General features: G+C 66.1%; 25 protein-coding genes. 17 read left to right on the forward strand and 8 right to left on the reverse strand.

Features of this window, described 5'->3' with window-relative positions:
• Nucleotides 1-4: 4 nt before the first annotated feature.
• Nucleotides 5-1,345, reverse strand: a complete 1,341-nt coding sequence (locus ABIC94_RS06405) for an NAD(P)/FAD-dependent oxidoreductase (RefSeq protein WP_354372199.1) — start codon at nt 1,343-1,345, stop codon at nt 5-7.
• Between the two features lie 242 nt (nt 1,346-1,587).
• On the opposite strand from ABIC94_RS06405, the gene ABIC94_RS06410 reads away from it, so the two are divergent.
• The 8 genes from ABIC94_RS06410 to ABIC94_RS06445 all read left to right on the forward strand — a co-directional run bounded on the left by ABIC94_RS06410 (nt 1,588) and on the right by ABIC94_RS06445 (nt 10,456).
• The gene (locus ABIC94_RS06410) at nt 1,588-3,891 is read left to right on the forward strand and encodes an NADP-dependent malic enzyme (RefSeq protein ID WP_354372201.1); all 2,304 of its coding nucleotides are present in this window, start codon (nt 1,588-1,590) and stop codon (nt 3,889-3,891) included.
• A gap of 224 nt (nt 3,892-4,115) precedes the next feature.
• Nucleotides 4,116-4,736 carry a TRAP transporter small permease gene (locus ABIC94_RS06415; RefSeq protein ID WP_354372202.1) on the forward strand — a complete coding sequence of 207 codons (621 nt, stop codon included), beginning with the start codon at nt 4,116-4,118 and terminating at the stop codon, nt 4,734-4,736.
• Between the two features lies 1 nt (nt 4,737).
• A complete protein-coding gene (locus ABIC94_RS06420) occupies nt 4,738-6,003 on the forward strand; it encodes a TRAP transporter large permease (protein WP_354372203.1) in 1,266 nt (421 codons plus the stop codon).
• A 54-nt stretch (nt 6,004-6,057) separates the two neighbouring features.
• Nucleotides 6,058-7,056 (forward strand): TRAP transporter substrate-binding protein, encoded by a 999-nt coding sequence (locus ABIC94_RS06425; protein WP_354372204.1) that lies wholly within the window; start codon nt 6,058-6,060, stop codon nt 7,054-7,056.
• A gap of 235 nt (nt 7,057-7,291) precedes the next feature.
• Nucleotides 7,292-8,326 carry an ABC transporter substrate-binding protein gene (locus tag ABIC94_RS06430; RefSeq protein WP_354372205.1) on the forward strand — a complete coding sequence of 345 codons (1,035 nt, stop codon included), beginning with the start codon at nt 7,292-7,294 and terminating at the stop codon, nt 8,324-8,326.
• On the forward strand, nt 8,326-9,186 hold the full coding sequence (locus tag ABIC94_RS06435; protein WP_354372206.1) for an ABC transporter ATP-binding protein: 861 nt from the start codon (nt 8,326-8,328) through the stop codon (nt 9,184-9,186). Before ABIC94_RS06430 ends, ABIC94_RS06435 begins: the two co-directional genes overlap by 1 nt.
• A 9-nt stretch (nt 9,187-9,195) precedes the next feature.
• The gene (locus ABIC94_RS06440; RefSeq protein WP_354372207.1) at nt 9,196-9,966 is read left to right on the forward strand and encodes an ABC transporter permease; all 771 of its coding nucleotides are present in this window, start codon (nt 9,196-9,198) and stop codon (nt 9,964-9,966) included.
• A 13-nt stretch (nt 9,967-9,979) separates the two neighbouring features.
• Nucleotides 9,980-10,456, forward strand: a complete 477-nt coding sequence (locus ABIC94_RS06445) for a nucleoside deaminase (RefSeq protein WP_354372208.1) — start codon at nt 9,980-9,982, stop codon at nt 10,454-10,456.
• Nucleotides 10,457-10,470: 14 nt separating this feature from the next.
• Here ABIC94_RS06445 and ABIC94_RS06450 read toward each other — a convergent pair whose 3' ends face one another.
• The 3 genes from ABIC94_RS06450 to ABIC94_RS06460 all read right to left on the reverse strand — a co-directional run bounded on the left by ABIC94_RS06450 (nt 10,471) and on the right by ABIC94_RS06460 (nt 12,610).
• On the reverse strand, nt 10,471-10,695 hold the full coding sequence (locus tag ABIC94_RS06450; RefSeq protein WP_354372209.1) for an oxidoreductase-like domain-containing protein: 225 nt from the start codon (nt 10,693-10,695) through the stop codon (nt 10,471-10,473).
• Nucleotides 10,696-10,745: 50 nt separating this feature from the next.
• Nucleotides 10,746-11,642 carry a lipid A hydroxylase LpxO gene (lpxO, locus tag ABIC94_RS06455; RefSeq protein WP_354372210.1) on the reverse strand — a complete coding sequence of 299 codons (897 nt, stop codon included), beginning with the start codon at nt 11,640-11,642 and terminating at the stop codon, nt 10,746-10,748.
• A 95-nt stretch (nt 11,643-11,737) separates the two neighbouring features.
• Nucleotides 11,738-12,610 (reverse strand): NAD(P)-dependent oxidoreductase, encoded by an 873-nt coding sequence (locus ABIC94_RS06460; protein ID WP_354372211.1) that lies wholly within the window; start codon nt 12,608-12,610, stop codon nt 11,738-11,740.
• Nucleotides 12,611-12,737: 127 nt separating this feature from the next.
• Between ABIC94_RS06460 and ABIC94_RS06465 the strand changes: the two genes are divergently transcribed.
• Nucleotides 12,738-13,070 (forward strand): winged helix-turn-helix transcriptional regulator, encoded by a 333-nt coding sequence (locus ABIC94_RS06465; RefSeq protein WP_354372212.1) that lies wholly within the window; start codon nt 12,738-12,740, stop codon nt 13,068-13,070.
• A 13-nt stretch (nt 13,071-13,083) separates the two neighbouring features.
• Here ABIC94_RS06465 and ABIC94_RS06470 read toward each other — a convergent pair whose 3' ends face one another.
• Entirely contained in the window at nt 13,084-13,551 is a 468-nt protein-coding gene (locus ABIC94_RS06470; protein ID WP_055803119.1) for a winged helix-turn-helix transcriptional regulator, read from the reverse strand.
• Between the two features lies 1 nt (nt 13,552).
• On the reverse strand, nt 13,553-13,681 hold the full coding sequence (locus ABIC94_RS06475) for a hypothetical protein (RefSeq protein ID WP_354372213.1): 129 nt from the start codon (nt 13,679-13,681) through the stop codon (nt 13,553-13,555).
• Between ABIC94_RS06475 and ABIC94_RS06480 the strand changes: the two genes are divergently transcribed.
• On the forward strand, nt 13,680-14,987 hold the full coding sequence (locus tag ABIC94_RS06480; RefSeq protein ID WP_354372214.1) for a D-amino acid dehydrogenase: 1,308 nt from the start codon (nt 13,680-13,682) through the stop codon (nt 14,985-14,987). The genes ABIC94_RS06475 and ABIC94_RS06480 overlap by 2 nt on opposite strands.
• Before the next feature lie 12 nt (nt 14,988-14,999).
• On the opposite strand, the gene ABIC94_RS06485 is transcribed toward ABIC94_RS06480, so the two are convergent.
• Entirely contained in the window at nt 15,000-16,082 is a 1,083-nt protein-coding gene (locus ABIC94_RS06485) for an aromatic ring-hydroxylating dioxygenase subunit alpha (protein WP_354372215.1), read from the reverse strand.
• Between the two features lie 347 nt (nt 16,083-16,429).
• Between ABIC94_RS06485 and ABIC94_RS06490 the strand changes: the two genes are divergently transcribed.
• Genes ABIC94_RS06490 through ABIC94_RS06500 form a run of 3 tightly spaced genes read left to right on the forward strand, consistent with a single transcriptional unit; the run spans nt 16,430 to nt 18,852 of the window.
• A complete protein-coding gene (locus ABIC94_RS06490; protein WP_354372216.1) occupies nt 16,430-17,458 on the forward strand; it encodes an ABC transporter substrate-binding protein in 1,029 nt (342 codons plus the stop codon).
• Between the two features lie 8 nt (nt 17,459-17,466).
• Complete coding sequence (locus ABIC94_RS06495) at nt 17,467-17,988, forward strand: nucleoside deaminase (protein WP_354372217.1); 522 nt, start codon at nt 17,467-17,469, stop codon at nt 17,986-17,988.
• Nucleotides 17,989-18,021: 33 nt separating this feature from the next.
• Nucleotides 18,022-18,852, forward strand: coding sequence for an urease accessory protein UreD (locus tag ABIC94_RS06500; RefSeq protein WP_354372218.1), 831 nt, complete (start codon nt 18,022-18,024; stop codon nt 18,850-18,852).
• 4 nt (nt 18,853-18,856) lie between these two features.
• On the opposite strand, the gene ABIC94_RS06505 is transcribed toward ABIC94_RS06500, so the two are convergent.
• Nucleotides 18,857-19,729, reverse strand: a complete 873-nt coding sequence (locus ABIC94_RS06505; RefSeq protein WP_354372219.1) for a LysR substrate-binding domain-containing protein — start codon at nt 19,727-19,729, stop codon at nt 18,857-18,859.
• 108 nt (nt 19,730-19,837) lie between these two features.
• Here ABIC94_RS06505 and ABIC94_RS06510 point away from each other — a divergent pair, with 108 nt between their 5' ends.
• The 4 genes from ABIC94_RS06510 (at nt 19,838) to metC (ending at nt 24,414) form a co-directional block, all read left to right on the forward strand.
• Nucleotides 19,838-20,428: a mercaptosuccinate dioxygenase gene (locus tag ABIC94_RS06510; RefSeq protein ID WP_354372220.1), complete on the forward strand. Its 591-nt coding sequence runs from the start codon at nt 19,838-19,840 to the stop codon at nt 20,426-20,428.
• 87 nt (nt 20,429-20,515) lie between these two features.
• Nucleotides 20,516-22,108 carry a rhodanese-like domain-containing protein gene (locus ABIC94_RS06515; protein WP_354372221.1) on the forward strand — a complete coding sequence of 531 codons (1,593 nt, stop codon included), beginning with the start codon at nt 20,516-20,518 and terminating at the stop codon, nt 22,106-22,108.
• A gap of 57 nt (nt 22,109-22,165) precedes the next feature.
• Nucleotides 22,166-23,176, forward strand: coding sequence for a Bug family tripartite tricarboxylate transporter substrate binding protein (locus tag ABIC94_RS06520; RefSeq protein ID WP_354372222.1), 1,011 nt, complete (start codon nt 22,166-22,168; stop codon nt 23,174-23,176).
• A gap of 35 nt (nt 23,177-23,211) precedes the next feature.
• Entirely contained in the window at nt 23,212-24,414 is a 1,203-nt protein-coding gene (gene metC / locus ABIC94_RS06525) for a cystathionine beta-lyase (RefSeq protein WP_354372223.1), read from the forward strand.
• Nucleotides 24,415-24,418: the final 4 nt, after the last annotated feature.

Consider the following 24,418-nt stretch of genomic DNA (forward strand, 5'->3'; position numbering starts at 1 on the left):
CGGCTCAGGTCTTTGCAGTCTCGAGGGATTCCTTGAGGTTGCGCCGGCGCCATGCCCAGGTCTTGATGGCCTGCGGCAGGATGCCGACGCACGAGGCGTAGTACGTCACCTTGAAGCCCCAGAAGCGCGGGCCGATGGGCGTGTTGCGGAACAGGTCGCCCGCCAGGATGGACAGCAGCGCCTCCTGCATGCGCCAGATGTTGCGCGGTGCCATGAACAGGCGGCGAATGGCCGGCGAAGTGATGCGGTAGATGAACCACGAGAACATCTTCGGTCCGTGCTTCATCACCTTCTCGTAGTGGCGGAAGGCCTTTTCGGCCTCTTTCGCCTCGCCCTTGAGCCACAGGTCGGCCGCCTTGGCAGCCTCGAAACCGCTGTTCATCGCCAGGTACACGCCCGAAGAGAACATCGGGTCGACAAAAGCATAGGCGTCGCCCACCATCATGAAGCGGTCGCCGCGGCAGAACTTGGAGTCGTAGGCGTAGTTGCCGGTGGTGGTCGCGCCTTCCATCAGCGTGGCGTTCTTCAGGCGTGCGGCCAGCTTGGGCGCGAGCGCAATGGTTTCCATCAGGAATTCTTCGAGCGACTTGCCCTGGCGGCGCTTGAAGTACGCGGGCGAGGCCACGGCGCCGACGCTCACGGTGCCGTCCTTCAGCGGGATGTACCAGAACCAGCCGTGGTCGAACCAGAAGAGCGAAATGTTGCCCTCGAAGCGGCCGGGCCGGCGCTCGGCATTGGCGAAGTGGCCGTAGAGCGCCGCGCTCGCGTGCTTGCGGTTGCGCTGCTTGGCATCGAACTGGTTCGACAGCAGCGTGTCGCGCCCGCTGGCATCGATCACGAAGCGCGGGCGCCAGCTGGTTTCGGTGCCGTCGTCGGCTTTCACCTTGACCAGCGAACGGTTGTCGGGACTGCCCTTGCCCGCGTCCATGTCGACGCCGGTGACGCGCTGGCCCTCGAAAGTACGGGCGCCGCGCTTGCCGGCGTGGCGGAACAGCAGTTCGTCGAATTCGGAGCGGCGCACATGCACGGCGTAGGGAAAGCTCTTGTCCATCGCCTCGCCGAAATCGAAGTGGCTGGTGTGGTCATGCCACGGCGAGACAAACTCCGCGCCGTGCTTGCGCAGGCCGATGGCTTCGACCTCGGTGCGCACGCCCAGCCGGTCGAACAGCGGCATGTTCATGGGCAACAGCGATTCGCCGATATGGAAGCGCGGATGCTGCGCCTTCTCGATCAGCACCACATCGTGCCCCTTGTCCGCGAGCAGCGCGGCCACGGTGGAGCCCGAAGGCCCGCCGCCGATGACCACGACGTCGGGGTCGGTGGTGGTGAAAGCTCCGGGTGTCATGCGCTGCCCCTCTTCGTTATCTTTGTGTGTCTTGATTGACGATGGCCGGCGGCCTTGGCTGCGCGGCTTTGCATTGCCTTGTTTAACCTTGGTTGCCCTTGGCCAACACTTTCGGAGTTTAGCGAACCGGTGCTTTGGTTCGGCGCAGGCTATGGGTTCAGGCGTTTTCGGCATTTCCCCTTTGGGAACAAGCCATGCTTTTGCGGTAGCCTCATTGCCCGTCAGAAACAAGGAGACATTTCATGGCTGCACCCCTCTCCCCCGCAGAAGAAGCTCTTCGCGATGCAGCGCGCGAATACCACCGCTCGCCCGTCAGAGGCAAGATTTCGATCACGCCGACCAAGCCCCTGCTGAACCAGCGCGACCTGTCGCTGGCCTATTCCCCGGGCGTGGCCTACCCCTGCCTCGACATCGCAGCCGACCCGTCGCTGGCGACCGAATACACGGCGCGCGGCAACCTGGTGGGTGTTGTCACCAACGGCACGGCGGTGCTGGGCCTGGGCAACATCGGCCCGCTGGCCGCCAAGCCGGTGATGGAGGGCAAGGGCTGCCTGTTCAAGAAATTCGCCGGCATCGACGTGTTCGACATCGAACTGGCCGAAAACGACCCCGACAAGCTGGTCGACATCATCGCGGCGCTGGAGCCCACGCTGGGCGGCATCAACCTCGAGGACATCAAGGCGCCGGAGTGCTTCTACATCGAGAAGAAGCTGCGCGAGCGCATGAACATTCCGGTGTTCCATGACGACCAGCACGGCACGGCCATCATCTCGGCCGCGGCGCTCATCAATGGGCTCGAACTCGTGGGCAAGAAGATCGAGGACGTGAAGATCGCCGTCTCCGGCGCGGGCGCGGCCGCCATTGCCTGCCTCGACGTGATGGTGGGCCTGGGCGCCAAGCCCGCCAATATCTACGCCTGCGATTCCAAGGGCCTGATCTACATGGGCCGCGCGGGTGGGTTCGACGACTCCAAGGCACGCTATGCCCAGAAAGACACCGGCGCCCGCACCCTGGCCGACGTGGTGAAGGACGCCGATGTGTTCCTCGGCTGTTCGGCCCCGGGCGTGATGAGCGCCGAGATGGTGAAGACCATGGGCACGCAGCCGATCATCCTGGCGCTCGCCAACCCCGAGCCCGAGATCCGGCCCGAGCTTGCCAAGGCGGTGCGGCCCGACTGCATCATTGCCACCGGCCGTTCGGACTACCCGAACCAGGTCAACAACGTGCTGTGCTTCCCGTACATCTTCCGCGGCGCGCTCGACTGCGGCGCCAGCAAGATCACGGAAGAAATGAAGCTGGCCTGCGTGCGCGAGATCGCCGAGCTCACCAAGGCCGACATCAGCGAAGAGGTGGCCACGGCCTACGCGGGCCAGGAGCTGTCGTTCGGGCCCGACTACATCATTCCCAAACCCTTCGATTCGCGGCTCATCCTGCGCATTGCGCCAGCCGTGGCCAAGGCCGCGCATGCATCCGGCGTGGCCGCACGCCCCATCGAAGACATGGACGCCTACCGCCAGCACCTGACGCGCTTCGTCTACCAGACCGGCATGTTCATGCGCCCGGTGTTCAGCGCCGCCAAGATCGCCGCATCCAAGCGCGTGGCCTACGCCGAGGGCGAGGACGAACGCGTGCTGCGCGCGGCGCAACTGGCCGTGGACGAAGGCCTGGCCCAACCGATCCTGGTCGGCCGCCCCGCGGTGATCGAGGCGCGCATCAAGAAGGCCGGCCTGCACATCCGCGTCGGCACCGACGTGGAAATTGTCGACCCCGAGGACGACCCGCGCTTTCGCATCTACTGGGAGAGCTTCCACAAGCTCATGGGCCGCCGCGGCGTGACGCCCGAGGCCGCCAAGACCATGGTGCGCCGCTCCAACACCATCATTGCCGCGCTGATGCTGCACCTGGGCGATGCCGACGCCATGATCTGCGGGCTGGTCGGGCGCTTCGACGTGCACCTGGAGCACATCCGCAACCTCATCGGCCTGAAGCGCGGCGCGCCGGGCTTCGCAACGCTGAACGCGCTCACGCTCGAGAAGCGCACGGTGTTCATTACCGACACCAACGTGAACGAAGACCCGAGCGCCGAGCTGCTGGCAAGCATTGCGCTCATGGCGGCCGAAGAGGTGCGCCGCTTCGGGCTGCCGCCGAAGGTGGCCTTTCTTTCGCACTCGAACTACGGCACCTCGAGCCGCGGCTCGGCGCGCAAGATGCGGCTGGCGCGCGACCTGTTCGCCCACATGGCCCCCGACATCGAATGCGACGGCGAAATGCACGGCGACTCGGCGCTGTCGGAAGAAGTGCGCCGCATCGCACTGCCCGAGACCACGCTGACCGGCGAAGCCAACCTGCTGGTGTGCCCCAACCTCGACTCCGCCCACATCCTCTACAACGTGTTGAAGATGACGGGCGCCAACGGCATCACGGTCGGCCCGATCTTGCTGGGCGCCTCGGGCTCGGCGCATGTGCTCACGCCCTCTTCGACCGTGCGGCGCGTGGTCAACATGACGGCGCTGGCGGTGGCGAATGCGACCACGGCGCTGAAGTAGGCCGCTTCGCTTTCCCTGAACCGACGCCTCGCTGCAGCACACAGCGGGGCGCTTTTCATTGCGGGCCGGTCGGTGCATGCACCGTTTTCGCCCGCCCATCATTTTTTTCGCTGGCATGCAATCTGCTAATACCCTGATCGGATATTTTAAATATCTTATTAATATATTTAGACAAACGGCCGCTCCGGGCCCTTCGTCCACCCCTTGAACTGCAGAAGCACCTCATGAGCAATCCGCGCCGGCAAGGCCTCTTTCCCGGCATGTCCCGTCGGGTGCTCGACGCGTCGGACTTCGTCCTGCGCTGCGAGCGCCGCCTCCTCTCCGGCCTGATGGGCCTGCTCATCGTGCTGGTGCTGCTGAACGTGGTCACCCGCTACAGCGGCGTGCCGCTCTACTGGGTCGACGAGGCCTCGGTGTACTGCGTGGTGTGGCTCACCTTCATCGGCGCCTCCGCAATGACGCGGCTGCGGCTCGACTTCGCAGTAACGCTGCTCACCGACAAGCTCGGCGCAAAGGCCGCGCGTATCGCCAAGGCCGCCGCCTCCAGCGGCGTGCTGCTGCTCGGCCTTGCGCTGCTGGCGATGTGCTGGCTCTACATGGACCCGGTGGGCATCGTGCGCTACGGCTTCGATGCCAAGGAATACGCCGCCGAATCCTTCAACTTTCTTTATACCGAGCGCACGCAAACGCTGAACTGGCCGGCCTGGGCCATCCAGCTGATCCTGCCGATCTTCTCGGCCACGCTCAGCCTGCATGCGCTGTCCAACCTCGTCGAAGACCTCGGCCTGCAACCCAGGCGCTCGCACACCGAGTTCCACGTGACCAACGCAGACGCGGTGAACTGACATGCTGACCTCCGCATTCTTTCTATTGATCATGCTGGTCGGCGTGCCGATCGGCGCCTGCCTGTGCCTTGCGGGCATCGTCTACATCCTCAACTCCGGCGACACGGTGCTGTTCCAGTCGTTCCCGGTGCAGATGTTCGGCGGCGTCGACAGCTACAGCCTCATTGCAATTCCGCTGTTCATCCTGATCGGCGAAATCATGAACGGCGGCGGCATCACCAAGCGGCTGGTCGACCTGGCGCTGGCCTTCATCGGCTCGGTGAAGGGCGGCCTCGCCTACGTGAACATCCTGGCCAACATGCTGGTGTCGTCGATCATCGGCTCGGCCACGGCGCAGGTGGCCATCATGAGCCAGATCATGGTGCCCGAGATGGAGAAGCAGGGCTACGACAAGACCTTTGCGGCCGGCATCACGGTGTATGGCGGCATGCTCGGGCCGATCATTCCGCCCTCGGTGATGTTCGTGGTGTACAGCGTGCTGGCGCAGGTGGCGGTGGGCGACATGCTCATTGCCGGCATCATTCCCGGCGTGATTCTCACGGTGCTTTTCTTCATCGTGATTGCGGGCATGGGCGTGATCTACAACTACCCGCGCACCGAAAAACGCACCATCAGGCAGCGGCTGCACACCATTCTCACGGCCTGCCCCACGCTGCTGATTCCCATCGTGATCGTCGGCTCCATCCTCGGCGGTGTGGCCAACCCGACCGAATCGGCGGCGGTGGGCGCGGTGGCCGCGGTGCTGATCGGCCGCTACGTCACGAAGGAATTCCGCTTCGCGATGATTCCGCAGATCTTGCTGAAGTCGGCAATCTACTCGGCGGTGGTGCTGTTCCTGGTGTCGGCCGCCGCGGTGTTCTCGTGGCTGCTGATCTACGGCAAGGTGCCGCAGGCCACGGCCGCGTGGATCCAGACCGTGGCGAAGGACCCCATCGCCTTCCTGCTGCTGGTGAACCTGATCCTGCTGGTGATCGGCACCGTGATCGACGGCATTCCGGGGCTGATCATGACCGTGCCCATCCTGCTGCCCATTGCAACGGAAATCTACGGCATCGACCCGCGCCACTTCGGCGTGGTGGTGGTGATCAACCTCGTGCTGGGGCTGATGACGCCGCCCGTGGGCCTGAGCTTCTTCGTGGCTTCCGCCGTGACGGGCGCCAAGCCCGGAAAGATGTTCATCGTGACGTTGCCTTTCTTCCTGATCTGCTGCGCGGCGCTGGTGCTGCTGTCGCTCTTTCCAAGCCTGTCGCTCGCGCTGATCAAGTAGATCGGGCGAGCGCCGCCGAACTCCCCTTTTCCTTCACTCAACCCGGAGCCCCGCATGTCCCTCTCCCGCCGCAAATTCGTCCAGGCCGCAGCCGGCACCGCCGCCGCGTCGTCCGCCCTCTTCGGCACCGTGTCGCGCGCAGCGGCCGCCAAGGAATTTCGCCTCGGCCTCATCACACCGGCCGGCCACTCGTGGAACCGAGCGGCGGTGAGCTTCGGCGAAGCGCTGAAGAAGGCCACGGACGGCCGCCTGAGCGCCACGGTGTTCCATTCGGGCCAGCTCGGCAACGAGTCGGCCATGATGCAGCAGCTGCAGTCCGGCGCCCTGGACATGGGCTGGATCCAGGCGGCCGAGCTCGGCTCGCGCGTGTCCAGCGTGGCGGCCATCAACGCGCCGTATCTCGTGCGCTCGACCACCAACGTGGCCTCGCTGGTCCGCACGCCCGCCGCGCTGAAACTGCTCGATGTGCTGCCGCGCGAAACCGGCACCATCGGCCTGGGCTGGGGCATCACCGGCATGCGCGTGGTGTTTTCCACCAAGCCCATCTCCACGCCCACCGACCTCAAGGGCATGAAGCTGCGCATCAACCCGACGCCGGTGTACCGCGACTTCTACCAATTGCTGGGCGCGGCGCCCACGCCCATTCCGACGCCCGGCGTTTTCGACGCCATGTCCAACGGCCAGGTCGACGGACTCGAAGCGGACATCGAGTTCTCGTGGAACCAGCGCTTCGACCGCGTCGCCAAGACGATGCTGCCGATGAACGCGCTGTTCATGCCCTTCGCCCCGCTGGTGTCGGGCCGCATCTGGCAGACGCTCGACGCCAAGGACAAGTCGCTCATCACCGACCTGGTGAAGCAGTCGCTCGATGCGCAGATCAGGGACATCGTGACCACCGAACTCGGCCTGATCGACAAGTTCAAGACGAGCGGCATCACCATCAAGAGCGACGCCGGCTACAACCCCGCGCCGATCATTGCGGAGTTCGACAAGATCTGGCTGCCCAAGGCCCCGCAGATCGCCGAGCTGCGCAAGATCGGCGCAACGCTCTGAGCCTGCGCGCGGGGCCAACACCCGCGGCGCTGGCGGGCAAGCCGGCGCCCCAAGTTGGTTCAGGCTTCAAGCTTCTTTCGGCTGAAATTCGCGAGAACTCACAAAACGGGTGCGCCGCAGCCGCGCGGCCGCTCCAACTTTGCACCGCGGCAGTTCACCGGGAGGGTTCGCACCAATCGCGTGCGGGCACCGTTTTTGCTTGAATGCGGAAGCATTCACCTCTAACGGATCTCGCATGAACAAGCGCCAACTGCTCCAGTCCTTCCTCGCCGCCTCGGCCCTCAGCTTCGGCCTTTCTTCGGCCCTTGCCCAGACGACGACGCCGATCAAGTTCCAGCTCGACTGGCGCTTCGAAGGACCGGCGGCGCTGTTCCTGCACCCCGCCGCCAAGGGCTACTTCAAGGCCGCGGGCCTGGACGTGACCATCGACGCGGGCAACGGTTCGGGCGGCACGGTCACGCGCGTCGCTTCGGGCGCCTACGAAATGGGCTTTGCCGACCTCGCCGCGCTGATGGAGTTCCATGCCAACAACCCCGACAGCCCGAACAAGCCGGTCGCGGTGATGATGGTCTACAACAACACGCCGGCCTCGGTCATGGCGCTCAAGAAGAGCGGCATCGCCAAGCCGGCCGACCTGGCCGGCAAGAAGCTCGGCGCGCCGGTGTTCGACGCGGGCCGCCGCGCGTTCCCGATCTTCGCCAAGGCCAACAACATCGGCGCCGTGAACTGGACCGCCATGGACCCGACGCTGCGCGAAACCATGCTGATCCGCGGCGACATCGATGCGATCACCGGCTTCACCTTTACCTCGCTGCTCAACCTCGAGGCGCGTGGCGCCAAGGCCGCCGACATCGTCGTGCTGCCCTACCCCGACTATGGCGTGAAGCTCTACGGCAACGTGATCATCGCGTCGCCCAAGCTCATCAAGGAGAACCCCGAGGCGGTAAAGAAATTCCTCTCGGCCTTTGCCAAGGGCGCGAAGGAAGTCATTGCCAACCCGGCCGTGGCCATCGAGTCGGTGAAGGCGCGCGACGGCATCATCGACAGCAAGCTCGAAACCCGCCGCCTGCAGCTGGCCATCGACACCGTGATCAACAGCGCCGACGCGCGCAGCGAAGGCTTCGGCGTGGTCAATGCAGGCCGCATGTCGCTGATGGCCTCGCAAGTGTCGGACGCGTTCAACACCAAGACGCGCGTGAGCCCCGACGCCGTGTGGACAGCCGCGCTGCTGCCGCCCGCGGCTGAACTCAACGGCGTTCTGCGCAAGTGATGCCGGAGGCATCGAGCGAGGCCGCCGCTCCCTTCGTCGACTTCCAGGACGTCTGGCTCGCCTACAACGAAGAGCTGCTGCGCGAGAACCACTTCGCGGTCGAGGCCATCGACCTGAAGGTGAAGCGCGGCGAGTTCATTGCCATCGTCGGTCCTTCGGGCTGCGGCAAGTCGACCTTCATGAAGCTCACCACGGGCCTCAAGATGCCGTCGATGGGCAAGATCCGCATCGACGGCCAGCCCGTGACCGGGCCGCTCAAGATCTCGGGCATGGCCTTCCAGGCGCCTTCGTTGCTGCCGTGGCGCACCACGGTCGACAACGTGCTGCTGCCGCTGGAAATCGTCGAGCCCTACCGCTCCAGCTTCAAGGCCAAGCGCAAGGAATACGTCGAGCGCGCGCGCAAGCTGCTGCAGAAGGTGGGCCTTGCGGGCTATGAAGACAAATTTCCGTGGCAGCTCTCGGGCGGCATGCAGCAGCGCGCGAGCATTTGCCGCGCGCTCATTCACGAGCCCAAGATGCTGTTGCTCGACGAGCCCTTCGGCGCGCTCGATGCGTTCACGCGCGAGGAGCTGTGGTGCATCCTGCGCGACCTCTGGACCGAACAGCAGTTCAACGTCATTCTGGTGACGCACGACCTGCGCGAAAGCGTATTCCTGGCCGACACGGTGTACGTGATGAGCAAGAGCCCGGGCCGCTTCGTGGTGAAGCGCGAGATCGAGCTGCCGCGTCCGCGCGAACTGGAGCTCACCTACACCAAGGAGTTCACCGACATCGTGCTGGAGCTTCGCGGGCACATCGGCGCCATTCGCAACACCGGCATCAGCGCGGCGCAAACCGCCGCTGCCGCGGTGTCTCACTGAAGGCGCGCCATGAAGAACACCAAGCAACTCGAACGCTGGTCGCCCTGGCTGCTGCTCGTGGCGGTGATCCTGCTGTGGCAGGTGATCTGCGCCGGCTTCGGCGTGTCGGACTTCATCTTTCCGAGCCCGCTGCGCATCTGGAACCAGTTCTGGGAGTTCAAGGAAATCATCGCGGGCCATGCGTGGCGCACCTTCTGGGTCACGATGGCGGGCTTCGGCCTGGCGATTGTGGTGGGCGTGCTGCTGGGCTTCGTGATCGGCAGCTCGCGCATTGCGTATGCGGCGATCTACCCGCTCATGACGGCCTTCAACGCGCTGCCCAAGGCGGCGTTCGTGCCCATCCTCGTGGTGTGGTTCGGCATTGGTGCCGGGCCGGCGATTCTCACGGCCTTCCTGATCAGCTTCTTTCCGATCATGGTCAACATCGCGACCGGCCTTGCCACGCTCGAGCCCGAGCTGGAAGACGTGCTGCGCGTGCTCGGCGCCAAGCGCTGGGACGTGCTCATGAAAATCGGCCTGCCGCGCTCCATGCCCTACTTCTTCGGCTCGCTCAAGGTCGCGATCACGCTGGCCTTTGTCGGCACCACGGTAAGCGAGATGACGGCCGCCAACGAAGGTATCGGCTACCTGCTGATTTCCGCCGGCTCGGCCATGCAGATGGGCCTGGCCTTCGCGGGCCTGATGGTGGTGGGCGCCATGGCCATGCTGATGTACGAGCTCTTCAGCGTGATCGAGAAGCACACCACCGGTTGGGCGCACCGCGGCTCACAAAACCAATGATGATGCGCGGCGCATGACACGCGACCAGATCATCCGTGCGCTGCGGCGTGCCGACGAAGTGGCCCGCCGCGCCATGGCGATGGGCCGCCACCCTTTCGGCGCCGTGCTCGTCGCACCCGGCGGAGAAACCATCCTCGCCGAGCAGGGCAACATCGACACGGTGAACCACGCCGAAGCCACGCTGGCACGGCACGCCGCCCAGAACTGGCCGGCCGATTACCTGTGGCAATGCACGCTGGTGACGACCTTCGAGCCCTGCGCCATGTGCGCGGGCACCAGCTACTGGGCCCACATCGGCCGCATCGTCTACGGCGCGGAGGAAAGCGCCCTGCTCGCGCTTACGGGCGACCACCCCGAGAACCCGACGCTGAGCCTGCCCTGCCGAGAAGTGTTCGCTCGCGGGCAGAAGAAGATCGAAGTGATCGGCCCGGTGCCCGAGGTGGCGGAAGAAATGATCGCCACGCACCGCGGCTTCTGGGAAGCGCGTTAGGGCGTTAGGTAGCGCTAGGCCAGCAGCAGCGTGGCCTCGTCGCGCCAGTAGGCCACTGCCGCCAGCCAGCCTTCCCACACGCAGCCGTTGCAGCCGCGTCCGCAGCAGGTGGTGGGCTCGGGCGGCGGCATGCGCAGGGCGAGCCGCTGCGCAGCAGCTTCGGACTGAACGGCCGCGATCAGCGCCTGGGCGCTGGCAAGGTCGACCGGAGCGGGCAGGTCTTTGTCTGCAAGGGACATGGGCAGGCAGCGGTGGCCAGGCACCGCGCGGCAAAGGACAGGATAGCGCCTTACCAGAAGATCCAGAGCGCAAGGCCGCCGAAGATCGACCACTTCACGAGGTAGTAGGCCCGCTTGTCCCAGGCCTTGAGCCGCTTGCCGATGACGCGGATCTGGTAGATGTACTTGAACGCGCGGTTGATGCCGCCGGTCTTGTCGCCTGCCTCGTTGGGCGAGCTGGCGGCGGCGAGCAGGTTCTTGGCGAACCAGCGGTTCACCGCGCTGGCCCAGCGGTACTTCAGCGGGCGCTCGATGTCGCAGAACAGGATCACGCGGTCGTGATCGGTCGTGTTCTCGGCGTAGTGGATGTAGGTTTCATCGAACACCACGGCCTCGCCGTCGCGCCAGTGGTAGCGCTGGCCGTCCACGTCGATGTAGCAGCCCTCCACGCCCGGCGTCCACAGGCCCAGGTGGTAGCGCAGCGAACCGGCAAAGGGGTCGCGGTGGCGCACCAGGCGGCTGCCCGGCGGCAGCTCGGCGAACATGGCGGCCTTGATGGTGCCGATGCCCTTGAGCAGTTCGGTGGTGCGCGGGCACAGCACGGCGGCCGAGGGATGCGCCTCGTCGTACCACTTGAGATAGAAGCGCTTCCAGCCGCTCTTGAAGAAAGAGTTGAAGCCCACGTCGTTGAACTGGCTCGAGGCCTTGATGCTGCCGCCACTGCGCATGGCCAGCGCCTCTTCGCGAATGACTTCCCAGTTCTCTTCGAGCACCCGCATTTCGGGGAACCGGGCAGGCGACAGGTACGGCGTGCTCGGCACCTTCGAGAAGATGTACATGAAGGCGTTCAACGGCGCCAGGAAGGTCGAATGATCAGAAAGCTGTCTGAAAAAACGATGCCGGACCTGGCCGCGGAAGTGAACGTAGAGCGCGCTGAGCGCGAAGATGGCGAGAATGACCCACTTCATTAAAGTGTCCTGTAAAGCGGGTCGTAGTGTAATTGTTCACACTTTTTCCAGCTTGACGCGGCCTTTTGGCCCTTTTCAGGCCCTTTGCAAGCCCTTCAGCCGCGCAGGAGCTTGATCAGCGCCGCCAGCTCCTCTCCGCCCAGCCCCGCCGCGTCGGCACGCCTGAACAACCCTGCCGCGAACGCCGGAAATTCGGTGTTGATGCCGGCCTGCTGCGCGGTTTGCAGGATGCGCTGGGTCGCTTCCACCGATATGCGCATCGGACTTTGCGAGATCGCGAAGTCGCCCGACTGGATGACACTGCCTTCGTGCTGCAGAAAACCCGCGAAGGTCGGCATGATGCCGGCCACGATGCGGCCGTATTCCGCCACGTCGAAGCCTTCGTGCTCGGCCACGCGCGCGCCATGCAGAAAACCGAGCAGCGTTCCGTAGATGGTCGACAGCGTGGCCAGGTCCATGGCCGCGGCGGCGCTGGCCTTTTCGCCCAGGTACACGATGCCGCCGCCCAGCACGCCCAGTAGTGGCTCGGCCGCGCGAAAGACGGGCTCGGCGCCCGACATGAGGATGGGCGTATCGGGCTGCCCCATCTGGTCGGGCGCCGCCTGTATGGCGCCTTCGAGGTAGGTTGCGCCTTGGCGGTGCGCCCATGCCTCGGCGTCGCGCGCGTCCTGCGGGCTGCCGGTCGTGAGCTGCACCAGCAGGCGGCCATCCAGCGCGGCGGCCACGCCCGGCGTGCCAAGAATGGCGTCGGCCGCGCGGTAGTCGTACACGCACATCACGGCCACCGGGCTCGCGCGCAGGGCCTCGGCGGCGCTGCGTGCGAGCACGGCACCCCGACTCGTCAGCGGAGCGGCCTTGTCCGCCGTGCGGTTCCAGACAGTGACCTTGTACCCCTTGTCGAGGAACAGCCGTGCGATGGTCACGCCCATCGATCCCAGGCCCAGTACGGTGATTTCCTTGTTGCTCATGGCAGATCGTTCGCGAGTTGTGAAGAGGCCTGCATCGTAGGAATCTCACTCTCCGATGGTCAAGTACCTACAATAAAGTGAGGTACTTACCAAAATGTATGTATTGAACCGGCAGAAGGATCGACAGATGAAAGCCCAGAAACCCTACTCCTGCGGCATCGGCCCCGCGTTCGAAGTCATCGGCGGCAAATGGAAGGCGGTCATCCTGTGGGAGCTTCACGTGCAGGCGCGCCGCTTCGGCGAACTGCGGCGGCTGTTGCCCGACATCAGCGAGAAGATGCTGATCCAGCAGCTGCGCGAGCTGGAGGCGGACGGCATCGTGCACCGCGAGGTGTTCCACGAGGTGCCGCCGCGGGTGGAGTACTCCGAGACCAAACTCGGCGCGTCGCTCAATGCGGCGCTCGGGCCGCTGGCCGATTGGGGCGACCGCTACGCCAAGCGCGCGGGCGCCGCGCGCTGAGCGGCGCCGGTACTCAGCGGTCGACCGCGAGCATCAGCGTTTCCTTGATTTCTTCCATCACCACGTAGCTGTGCGACTCGGCCGCCACGGGCAGCTTCTTGAGAATGTCGCCCAGCAGGTGCCGGTACTCGCTCATGCCGCTCAGGCGCGCCTTCACCAGGTAATCGAAGCTGCCTGAGACCAGGTGGCATTCGAGCACCTCGGGCATGTGCAGCAACTCCTTGCGCACCTTGTCGAACACGTCGCCCGACTTGGCCGAAAGCTTGATTTCGACGAACACCAGCAGCGTCTTGCCCAGCGCCTCGGGAGACACGTGCGCGTGGTAGCCGCTGATGACGCCCTCGCGCTCCATGCGCTTCACACGCTCGGCGCAAGGCGATGCCGAAAGGCCGATGCGCTCGGCCAATTCGGTCATGGAAATGCGGCCCTGGCGCTGCAGCAGGTCGAGGATCTTGCGGTCGATGCGATCGAGTTCGGGCATTTCACTTCTCGCGGGGCGCGGAACGGAAGTTTTCAGGGAATTTCACTGCAAATTCCTTCAAAACGATGGAATCCACTGCATTGTGCGCTTTAGATTTCATGTATTCACCTTCATTCGCGTAAATACCCATGAAAGTCATCGTTCTCGGCGGCGGCGTGATCGGCACCACGACGGCCTACTACCTCGCGCGCTCGGGTGCCGATGTCACGCTGCTCGACCGGCAGGCCGGCCCCGCCGAGGAAACCAGCTTCGGCAACGCCGGGCAGGTGTCGCCCGGCTACTCGACGCCGTGGGCCGCGCCGGGCATCCCGCTGAAGGCCATCAAGTGGATGTTCCAGAAGCATGCGCCGCTGTCGATTCGCCCCGACGGCACGCTGTTCCAGCTGCGCTGGATGGCCGCGATGCTGCGCAACTGCTCGCCCGAGCGCTACGCGGTCAACAAGGAACGCATGATGCGCGTGGCCGAATACAGCCGCGGCTGCCTGCAGCAATTGCGCGCGGAAACCGGCCTGCAATACGAACACCGCACCGGCGGCACGCTGCAGCTGTTCCGCACGCAGGCGCAGCTCGACGCGGTGCAGCGCGACATCGCGGTGCTCGAGGAATGCGGCGTGCCCTACGAACTGCTCGACCGCGATGCGCTCGCACGCGTCGAGCCCGCGCTGGCCGGCGCGCGCGACCGGCTCACGGGCGGCCTGCGCCTGCCGAACGACGAAACCGGCGACTGCCACCTGTTCACCCGCGGCCTGGCCGACATCGCGCGCGGCCTGGGTGTCGACTTCCGCTTCGGCCAGACGGTCGAGGGCCTCGAGATGGCGGGCGACCGCATCACGGGCGTGCGCACCGGCGCCGGCAAGATCATCACCGCCGACCGCTACGTGATGGCCTTCGGCAGCTATTCGCGCGCCGCCATCGCTTCGCTGGGGCTCGACATTCCGGTGTATCCCGTCAAGGGCTACTCGCTGACCGTGCCCCTGGTCGACGAGGCGCTCGCGCCGCAATCGACGGTGCTCGACGAGACCTACAAGGTGGCTGTCACGCGCTTCGAGAATCGCATTCGCGTGGGCGGCATGGCCGAGCTCGGCGGCTTCGACCTGCGCCTGAACCCGCACCGCCGCGCCACGCTCGAAAAAGTGGTGAGCGACCTGTTCCCCGGCGGCGACCTGCCGCGCGCAAGCTTCTGGACCGGCCTGCGTCCCATGACGCCCGACAGCACGCCCATCGTCGGCGCCACGCGCTATGCGAACCTGTTCCTCAACACCGGCCACGGCACCCTCGGCTGGACCATGGCCTGCGGCTCGGGCAAGCTCATCTCCGACATCGTGACCGGCCAGCGTCCGGAGATCCGCACCGACGGATTGGCGATGGACCGCTACGAGCGCGGCTCGTCGCGCACACTGCGGCCGGCCCCGACGGCGGCGGCAGCCCCCGCTTGATGCAGGGGCCGCTCAGGCGGCCTTTGCGATAGGAATCGCCGCGTTGTTCATGCCGCGATAGACCTCGGCTTCGCCGTGCTTCGCAAGCAGCTGCATCAGGTGCTTGCGAATCAGCATGCCGGGCCGGTCCGATTCCATCGAATACTCGACGCCGCGCCGGCGCGTATCGACCAGCGCATCGGGGTCGGTCGATTCGAGAATGTCCTTGTCCTCGCGCGTCACCGCCTCGTCGAAGTCGATGAGCATCTGCGCCGTGCAATCGGCTTCGGTGTCGTTGCGGAACAGCCATTGGCACAACTGCATGCGGCCGTCGTCGATGGGCGTGAAGCAGTTGATGATGATGTGCCGCACGCCGCCCGGGTATTCGATGTCGAGCCGGCGCGAGAACGGCAAAAAGTAGGCGTTGCGCATGTGGCGCGTGGTGATCGGGTCGGTCACGCCGCTGATGGCGTGAAACTTGACCGGGTTGGCCGCCTCGATCACCGTCTCTGCGTGGAAGCCGCCCTCGTTTTCCACCAGTTCGTACTTGCTCGGCTTCGGGCTCGCCGCCACGCCGAAAGTCGCGCGATGCACAAAGCTGAAATGCGAGTTGTCGAACGAGTTTTCGAGCGCGCGCATCGGGCTGGTCTGCCACTCTTCGTAGAACTGGAGGATGGTGCGGTAGCCCGCATCGCCGAATTCCGGAATCGCCGGAATGTCGGCAAGGGGTTCTTCGAGCGCCACCCATGCGTAGCCGTATCGCGCGGTGCAGCGGTAGGCGGTGGTCTTGTATTCCGGCGATATCTTGCGGTCGGCCTCGTACTGGGGAATGCGGATCACCTGCCCGCTGCGGTCGTAGGTCCAGCCGTGGTAGCCGCATTGAATGGCACCCTGCCCGCAGGCTTTTCCTTCGCCATCGACGCACCAGCCCTTCGAAAGTTTGGCGGTGCGATGGCAGCAGCGGTCGCGTAGTGCGGCGGGTTGGCCGTCGGCATCGATGAACAGCACGATGTCTTCACCCAGCAGCGTGAAGGGCTTGGGGCCATGGGCCAGTTCGGCAAGCGGCATGACGGCGTGCCAGAACTTGCGGAAGACGGGTTGTTGGGTAACGAGCATGCGTGGACTCCTTCTGTTGTTGCGCGTGGGTACGAACGAACCTGAAAGAGCAATTTCCTGCCGCGGGGGCTGAACGCTTCTACTCTGCGCCACTTGCCATGCAAATTGCGCGCCCGCATTGTGCCGCGGGCCGGCCCATCTTCCAACCTCTTTTCCAAGTCCTTTCCAAGCCCTCGGTCTTGATGTGCCCGGCATGCAGCTTGGCATGGGTCCTGCATGAATGCCCTCAAGAGTAGAAGCGTTCAGCAGCGCACGCACCACCGTTGTGCGCTCGCCCGGAAATTGCTCTTGAAGTGCCTTCCGCCCTGCGCGGGAGGATTCAAGACCCGAGGATTCCGAGGCCCCACATGCAACGTCGATTCTTTCTTGCGGCCAGTGCCGCCGCCACTCTTGCCGCTCCCGCTGTCTTCGCCCAAGGCGGCGGCAAGCCGACCCCGCTCAAGTTCACGCTCGACTTCCGCATCAACGGGCAGACCGCGCCGTTCTTCCTCGCGCACAGCAAGGGCTACTACAGGGACGAGGGCCTGGACGTGACCATCGACACCGGCGCCGGTTCGGTCGCCTCGATCACGCGCATTGCGAGCGGTGTTTATCAAATGGGCCTGGGCGATATCAGCTCGCTGGTCGAATTCAATGCGCAGAACCCCGGCACCCCGATGGTGCAGGCCGTGTACCAGTACTACAACCGCGCACCCTTCGTGATCATCGGCCGCAAGGACCGCGGCGTGACGAATGATTTCAAGAGCCTTGCGGGCAAGAAGGTGGCGGCGGCAGCCGTTGAATCGACCCGCCGCGCATGGCCGATGGTGGCGCGCAAGCAGGGCATGCGCAGCGATGCATTCCAGTGGCAGACCACCGATTTCAGTGCGCGCGACAACGTGATGGTGCGCGGCGATGTCGATGCAGCCACTTACTTTCATGACTCCGCCGTGTCGCTCTTCGCGCGCATGAAGCCCGAAGAGCTGTCGGTGCTCAAGTATGCGGACGCGGGCGTCGACCTGTATGGCAACGCCATTCTCGCGAGCAGCAACCTCATTGCGCAGAACCCCAAGGTGGTTGCGGCCTTTCTGCGCGCCACGAACCGCGCCATTGTCGAGACCTTTGCCAACCCGGCGCCCAGCATTGCGGCCATGCGCCAGCGCGAACCCATTCTCGACGAAAGGATTGAGCTTGAACGCTGGGGTGTCACGGCGCAATATGTGGGCGCCGCAGACACACGAAGCCATGGCCTGGGCGACATCAAGAAGCTCACGCTCGAGCAGCAGGTCGACGAAGTGGTCGACGTATTCGGCCTCAAGGTCAAGCCCGCGTCCGACGCCATCTTCAACACTTCGATGCTGCCATCGCGGAGCGAACGCATCCTCCCCAAGACATGATTCAAGGCATGAACTTCAGCAACACCGACACCTCGTTCCCCGAAGAAATCACGCTCGACGAGCGCGATGGGCGCTACCTTCGCAAGGCCATCGTCTGGTCGCATGCGGCACGGCGCCGCGGCAACCGGCCTTTCGGCTCGGTCATCGTCTCGGCCGCGGGCGAAGTGCTGGCCGAAGCCGGCAACAGCAACGCCGAAACCGGCGACTGCACCGCGCACGCGGAAGTGAACGCGCTGCGCGCGCTCGCGGGGCGCGACCTCACGCGCGAGGAACTCGCAGGCGCCACCATCTATGCATCGGGCGAACCCTGCGTGATGTGCGCGGGCGCCATCTTCTGGTCGAACATCGGCCGCGTGGTGTTCGGCATCGATGCCGAGCGGCTGCGTGTCTTTCGCGGCGAGCGGCAAGACCAGCGCGACGCGGAGCTGTCGTGCCGCGACGTGTTCCGCGCGTCTCCGCACCCTATCGAGTGCATTGGCCCCGCGCTGCTCGACGAAGCCAGCGCCGCGCACGACGGCGCCTGGAAATAAAAGGAGGGACAGAGGCCCGACTAGACTCCGGGGATGTCTTGGCACGCCCATCTTCATCTCGACTATCGACAGGAATCCGCTCGCAGCGTTGCGCGTTTTCGCCATGACGGGCCGCTGCGGATTCTGCAGAGTCTTTACCCCGAGGGAGATGCGATCTGCCACAACGTGCTGGTGCATCCGCCGGGCGGGCTGGTGGGCGGCGACACGCTGGACATCGACATCGAGGCGGCAGACGGAAGCCACGGGCTGATCACCACGCCGGGCGCTTCGCGCTTCTATCGCTCCGAAGGCGAGCTGGCGCTGCAGCGCACGCGCATCCGGCTTGCCAAGGGTGCACGGCTCGAGTGGCTGCCGCTGGAGGCCATCTGCTACAGCGGCTGCCGGGCCGAGAACCGGCTCACCATCGAAGCCGAACCCGGCGCCGAGATGATCGGGTGGGACGTGACCGCGCTCGGGTTGCCCAACGCCAATCAGCCTTTCGAGCGCGGCACCTATCTGCAGCACATCGAAGTGCCCGGCGTCTGGCTGGAGCGCGGGCGTATCGACGCGGCCGACGAGCGGCTGCTGCAAAGCCCGCTGGGCTTCGGCGGGCATCGCTGCATCGCGTCGCTGTTCTTCGTGTCGGGCACGCCGGCCGCGCGGGCGCGGCGCGAGACGCTGCTTGCGCTCGCGCGCGAGGCCATCGATGCGCACGGCCTGCAGGAAAGCGCCGGCGCGACGAGCCCGCATGCGGAGATTGTCGTGTTGCGCGTGCTCGCGCCGGTGGTCGAGCCCGCGATGCAACTGCTGCGGCAGGTGTGGCAGGCATGGCGCGCCGAACTCTGGCAATTGCCCGCGAGCTCGCCGCGCATCTGGGCCACCTAGCGCTTCAGGCCGGCATGTCGGTGCGCGGCAGCCGCAGGTGCTTCTTCAATGTCTCGAACACCTGCCGCGTGACCGGGTTCACCACGTGGCTGCGCACGTACAGGTAGTAGGCCAGGTCGGGCAGGCGCGGCATGCCGTCGCCCGCGCCCAGCACGCGCAGGCCCGCGTCGAGCTGCTCCACGCCGCGCGCCGTCACGCCGAGGCCGGCGCGCAATGCGGCCTTGATGCCGATCAGGCTCGACGAGGTGTAGCGCGGTGTCCAGGCCACGCCCGCGGCATCGAGCGCCTCGTGGCCGATGCGGCGAAAGATGCTCGGGCCATCCGCCATGATCAGCGGCACCGGCTTGGCCGGATCGTGCACGTAGCTCGCGGCACAGAGCCACACGGTCGGCGAATTGCGCAGCACCACGCCATCGAACTGCGGATCGGCGCGGTTGGAGATGATCATGTCGACCTCGCCGCTCTTGAGCGAAGTCATGAGGTAGGGGCTGCGGCCGATATGGATATCGAGTTGCAGCAGCGGAGAAGTGCGCGCCACCTCGGTCAGCAGCAGCGGCAGCATGGTCTCGGCCACGTCGTGCGGCGCGCCGATGCGCAGGTTGCCTTCGAGCTCGCCCTGCCGGAGGCTGCGCAGCGCCTCGTCGTTGAGCGCGAGCAGGTGGTGCGCATAGGTCAGGAGCCGTTCGCCATGCTCGGTGAGGCGCTTCTGCCGGCCCTGCTTGGCGAACAGCGGGTGGCCCACCTGCTCTTCGAGCCGCTGCATCTGCTGCGTGATGGCCGACTGCGTGCGCCCCAGGTGCACGGCCGCCGCGGCAAAGCTGTGGTGGCTGACGACGGCCGCGAAGGAGCGCAGCAGTTCAAGATCGAGCGTGGGCATACATTAATTTTATTGATGTATTTCGTGCGCCGGCTGCATTGTCGGGTCACGCCCCGGTCACTACAGTGAATGCACGCCAAGACAAGCATCCCCACTGGAGAACCCTGCATGAGCACCCTGTCCAACCCACGCCGCGAGGCGGTCGCCGCGTCCATCGCCCGGATGAAGAAAGCCATTGGCGGCGCTGAACCGACCCGCGAAAAGCTCGATGCGGTGCTCGACGCGCTGCAAGGGCTGGCCGCGCGCACCGACTACTGGGGCGCCGCCGACTTTCCTGCGCCCGAGGCCGGCGAGCACCAGGCCCGCTACCTGATTGCCGAGGACCCGGACCAGAGCTACGCGCTCTACCTCAACGTGATGCGGCCGGGCAAGAAGATCGTGCCGCACAACCACACCACCTGGGCCTGCATTGCCGCGGTGGAAGGCACCGAGCACAACCGCGTGTACGAGCGTCGCGACGACGGCTCGGTGCCGGGTGTCGGCAAGCTCGAGGAAACCGCGCTGGTCGTGGTCGAGCCCGGCAAGGGCATCGCGCTGATGCCCGAGGACATCCACTCGGTCGAGATCCAGGGCGTGCAGGTCATTCGGCATCTGCACATGTACGGCCGCGCGCTCGAAACGCTGAACCAGCGCACTGCGTACGACCTGGCGGCCGGCACGTACCAGACGATGGGCATCGGCGTGCAGACGCGCCGCTAGGCCCCTCTTTCAACCTCGTCTTCTTTCATGCGAGCCGTGCAGAGCGCGGCCTCGCAGGACCGTGTACGTCTCAACGGCTTGCTTCCCATGACCTCTTTCATCGACCCGAAGACCCTCAAATCCTGGCTGCACGACGGCGGCGAGATCGCGCTGCTCGACGTTCGCGAGCACGGCCAGTACGGCGAGGCGCATCTGTTCTACGGCATCCCCCTGCCCTTCAGCCGGCTCGAACTCGATGCGCCCCGCCTCGTGCCACGCCGCAGCGTGCGCGTGGTCGTGTATGACGACGGCGACTACGACGTAGCCGAGCGCGCCGCCCGCCGGCTTGCTGCGCTGGGCTACACCGGCGCGCATGTGCTGCAGGGCGGCACCCGCGCCTGGAAGGCCGCGGGTCATGCGCTCTTCGCGGGCGTCAACCTGCCTTCGAAGACCTTCGGCGAGCTGGCCGAAGAGGTCTATCACACGCCCCGCGTGAGCGCCGACCAGCTGGCCGAGATGCTGGCGCGCAAGGAGAAGGTGGCGGTGCTCGACGGCCGGCCGGTGAGCGAGTTCCACAAGATGAACATCCCCACGGCCACCTGCTGCCCCAACGGCGAACTCGCCTACCGCGTGCGCCGGCTGGTGCCCGACACCACCACGCCCATCGTCATCAATTGCGCGGGCCGCACGCGCAGCATCATCGGCGCGCAGACGCTCATCAACCTGGGCCTGCCCAACCCCGTCTATGCGCTGGAGAACGGCACGCAGGGCTGGTACCTGAATGACCACGCGCTGGAGCACGGCGGCACGCGGCGCTATGCGGCGGACAGCGGCAACACCGATCTTCGGCCGGCCGCGAAGGCGCTGGCCGAACGCTTCGGCGTACCCACGGTCAGCGCGCAGACCGTGCGCCAATGGGCCGGCGATGCAAGCCGCAGCCTGTTTCTCTGCGACGTGCGCACGCCCGAGGAATTCGCGGCCGGCACGCTGACCGGCGCGCAGCACACGCCCGGCGGGCAATTGATGCAGGCCGGCGACCAGTACGTCGGCGTGCGCGGCGCGCGGCTCGTGCTCTTCGACAACGACGGCGTGCGTGCACCCACCATTGCGCACTGGCTGCGGCAGATGGGCCACGAGGCGAGCGTGCTCGAAGGTGGGCTCGCGAGTGGGCTGTCGCTCGCGCCCGCCGCTGCGCCACCCGAGCCCGCGCCTGCGCTGTCGACGATCGATGCGCAGGCGCTGTCCGCCCGCCTCGCGCAGGGCGACGTGGCGCTGATCGACCTGCGCCCGAGCATGCAGTTCCGTGTCGGCCATATTCCAGAGGCGCGCTGGTCGATACGCCCGCGCCTGGCCAACGACATGAAGAACGAAACGCGCCAGCTCGTGCTCGTGGCCGACGACGATGCGCTCGCGGCCTGGGCCGCGGCGTCGGAGCTGGCCGGCCTCTCGCGCGCGCCGCTGCAGCTCGCAGGCGGCATGGCCGCATGGCGCGGCGCCGGACTTCCGGTGGAAGCCACGCCCGCCCTGCCCGCCGATGCGGACTGTATCGACTACCTGTTCTTCGTGCACGACCGCCACGACGGCAACAAGGAAGCCGCGCGCCGCTACCTGGCCTGGGAGACCGGGCTGGTGGCGCAGCTCGATGCGCAGGAGCGCTCGGCTTTCAGGCTGCCCGCCGCATCCGGCAGCCCGCACGCCTAGTCCCGCTGCTCTTCTTCATTCGTTCGCCGTTGTCAGTTCCTTTCCAGGAGTCCCGTCATGTCGTCTGCCCATCGCATTCCGAGCCTTGCCCGCCTTTCCGTCGCTGCCGCATGGCTCGCGGCCATGGCCCTGCAGCCTGCCTCGGCCCAGCCGCTGCCGGCACGCGACGGCTTTCCGTCGCAAACGGTGAAGTTCGTCTCGCCCTTTCCACCGGGCGGCGGCAACGACGCCACGGCCCGGCTGGTCACCACGCGGCTGCCGGAAATCATGGGCCAGGCCGCGGTGGTGGACAACCGCGGCGGCGCGGGCGGCAACATCGGCGCCAAGTCGGTGGCCGAGGCCAAGCCCGACGGCTACACGGTGCTGACCTCGCAGGTGTCGATCATGGCGGTGAACCCTTCGCTCTACTCGGCGCCCGGCTTCGATCCGCTGAAGAACTTCATGCCGATCACGCAGATCAACGCGGCGCCGCTCGCGCTGGTGGTGGAAGCCAATTCGCCCTACAAGACCTTTGCCGACCTCGCCACGCGCGCCAAGGCCAGCCCCGGCAAGGTCACCTATGCCACGCCGGGCAACGGCACGCTCTCGCACCTGGTCGGCGTGGTGCTGCAAAAGGACAGCGGCGTGGACATGACCCATGTGCCCTACAAGGGCGCCGGCCCCGCGCTCACCGACCTGCTCGGCGGGCAGGTCGACCTGCTCGTGACCTCGACCTCGTCGGTCGCAGGCATGGTGCAGAACGGCAAGCTGCGCGTGCTGGCCGTCACCAGCCCGCGCCGCATCGGCGTGTTCGCCAAGGTACCCACGCTCGAGGAGCTGGGCTACGCCAATGCCCGCTTCGAAGACTGGTACGGCTTCTTCGCGCCGGCCGGCACGCCGCCCGAGCGCGTGGCCTACCTGAACGAAGCCATCGTGCGCACGCTGCGGCTGCCTGAGGTGACCAAGCTCGTGAACGACGGCGGCAGCGAGGTGGTGGCCAACACGCCCGAAGCCTTTGCCGCGCAGCTGCGCCAGGACATCGACCGCTGGTCGCGCGTCGTCAAGCTTTCCGGCGCGAAGGCGGATTGACGCACCATAGGGGCCCCCGCTCGCTGAAACACACCATGTCCGATTCGTCCAAAGACCCCGCAGGCCAGTCCCTCGACACCCGGCTCGTCCACACCGGCAAGGCCCCGGCCTACTTCGGCGGCTCACCGGTCAACACGCCGCTGGTGCGTGCGAGCACCGTGCTGTTCGACAGCGTGGCAGCCATGCGCGACACGCGCGCGCGGCGCGATGGCGAGCGCGCCTTCAGCTACGGCGCACGCGGCACGCCCACCACCTTCGCGCTCGAAGACGCGGTGAGCGAACTCGAAGGCGCCCACCGCACGCGCCTCTTCCCCACCGGCCTTGCCGCCATCGGCATGGTGCTGCTGTCGTACCTGAAGCCCGGCGACCATGTGCTGATGTCGGACAGCGTGTACGAACCCGCGCGCAACCTCGTGCATTCGTTCCTCGATCCCTACGGCATCCGCTGCAGCTTCTTTGCCGCGGACGGCAGCGGCATCGAAGAGCTGTTCGAGCCGGACACCAGGCTCGTGTATGCCGAGTGCCCCGGCTCGCTGGTCTACGAGATGTGCGACCTGCCGAAGCTGGCCGAACTGGCGCATGCGCGCGACGCGCTCCTCGCGGCGGACAACACCTGGGGCTCGGGCGTTCAATACCGGCCGCTCGCGCTGGGCGCCGACATCTCGCTGATGGCCGCCACCAAATACCTCTCGGGCCATTCGGACGTGATGATGGGCACCGTCGCCACCACGCGCGAGGCCTGGCAGCCGCTCAACGAACGCTGCGACGCCTTCGGCATGACGGTGAGCCCGGACGATGCATGGCTGGTGCTGCGCGGCATGCGCACCCTGTCGGCCCGGCTCCAGATGCACGAGCGGCATGCGCTCGAAGTGGCACGCTGGCTCGAGGCACGGACCGAAGTGGCGGCCGTGTTCTGCCCCGCGCTGCCGCAGCATCCGGGCCACGGCCTCTGGAAGCGCGACTGCCGCGGCACCAATGGGCTGGTCTCGTTCGAGCTGCAACCCGGCGTCGAAAATGCCGCGGTCGAACGGATGGTCGATGCCCTCTCGCTGTTCGGCCGGGGCTCGTCGTGGGGCGGCTACGAGAGCCTGGTGGCCTGGGCCAACATGCGCGCAGCGCGCAGCGTGACCGACTGGAGCCGGCGCGGTGCTGTCATCCGGCTGCACGTGGGGCTCGAAGCGCCCTCGGATCTGCTGCGCGATCTTGAATGCGGCTTTGCGGCCCTGGGTGCCGGCTGAAGTT

Source organism: Variovorax paradoxus (assembly GCF_040544635.1).
Classification (GTDB): Bacteria; Pseudomonadota; Gammaproteobacteria; order Burkholderiales; family Burkholderiaceae_C; genus Variovorax; species Variovorax paradoxus_R.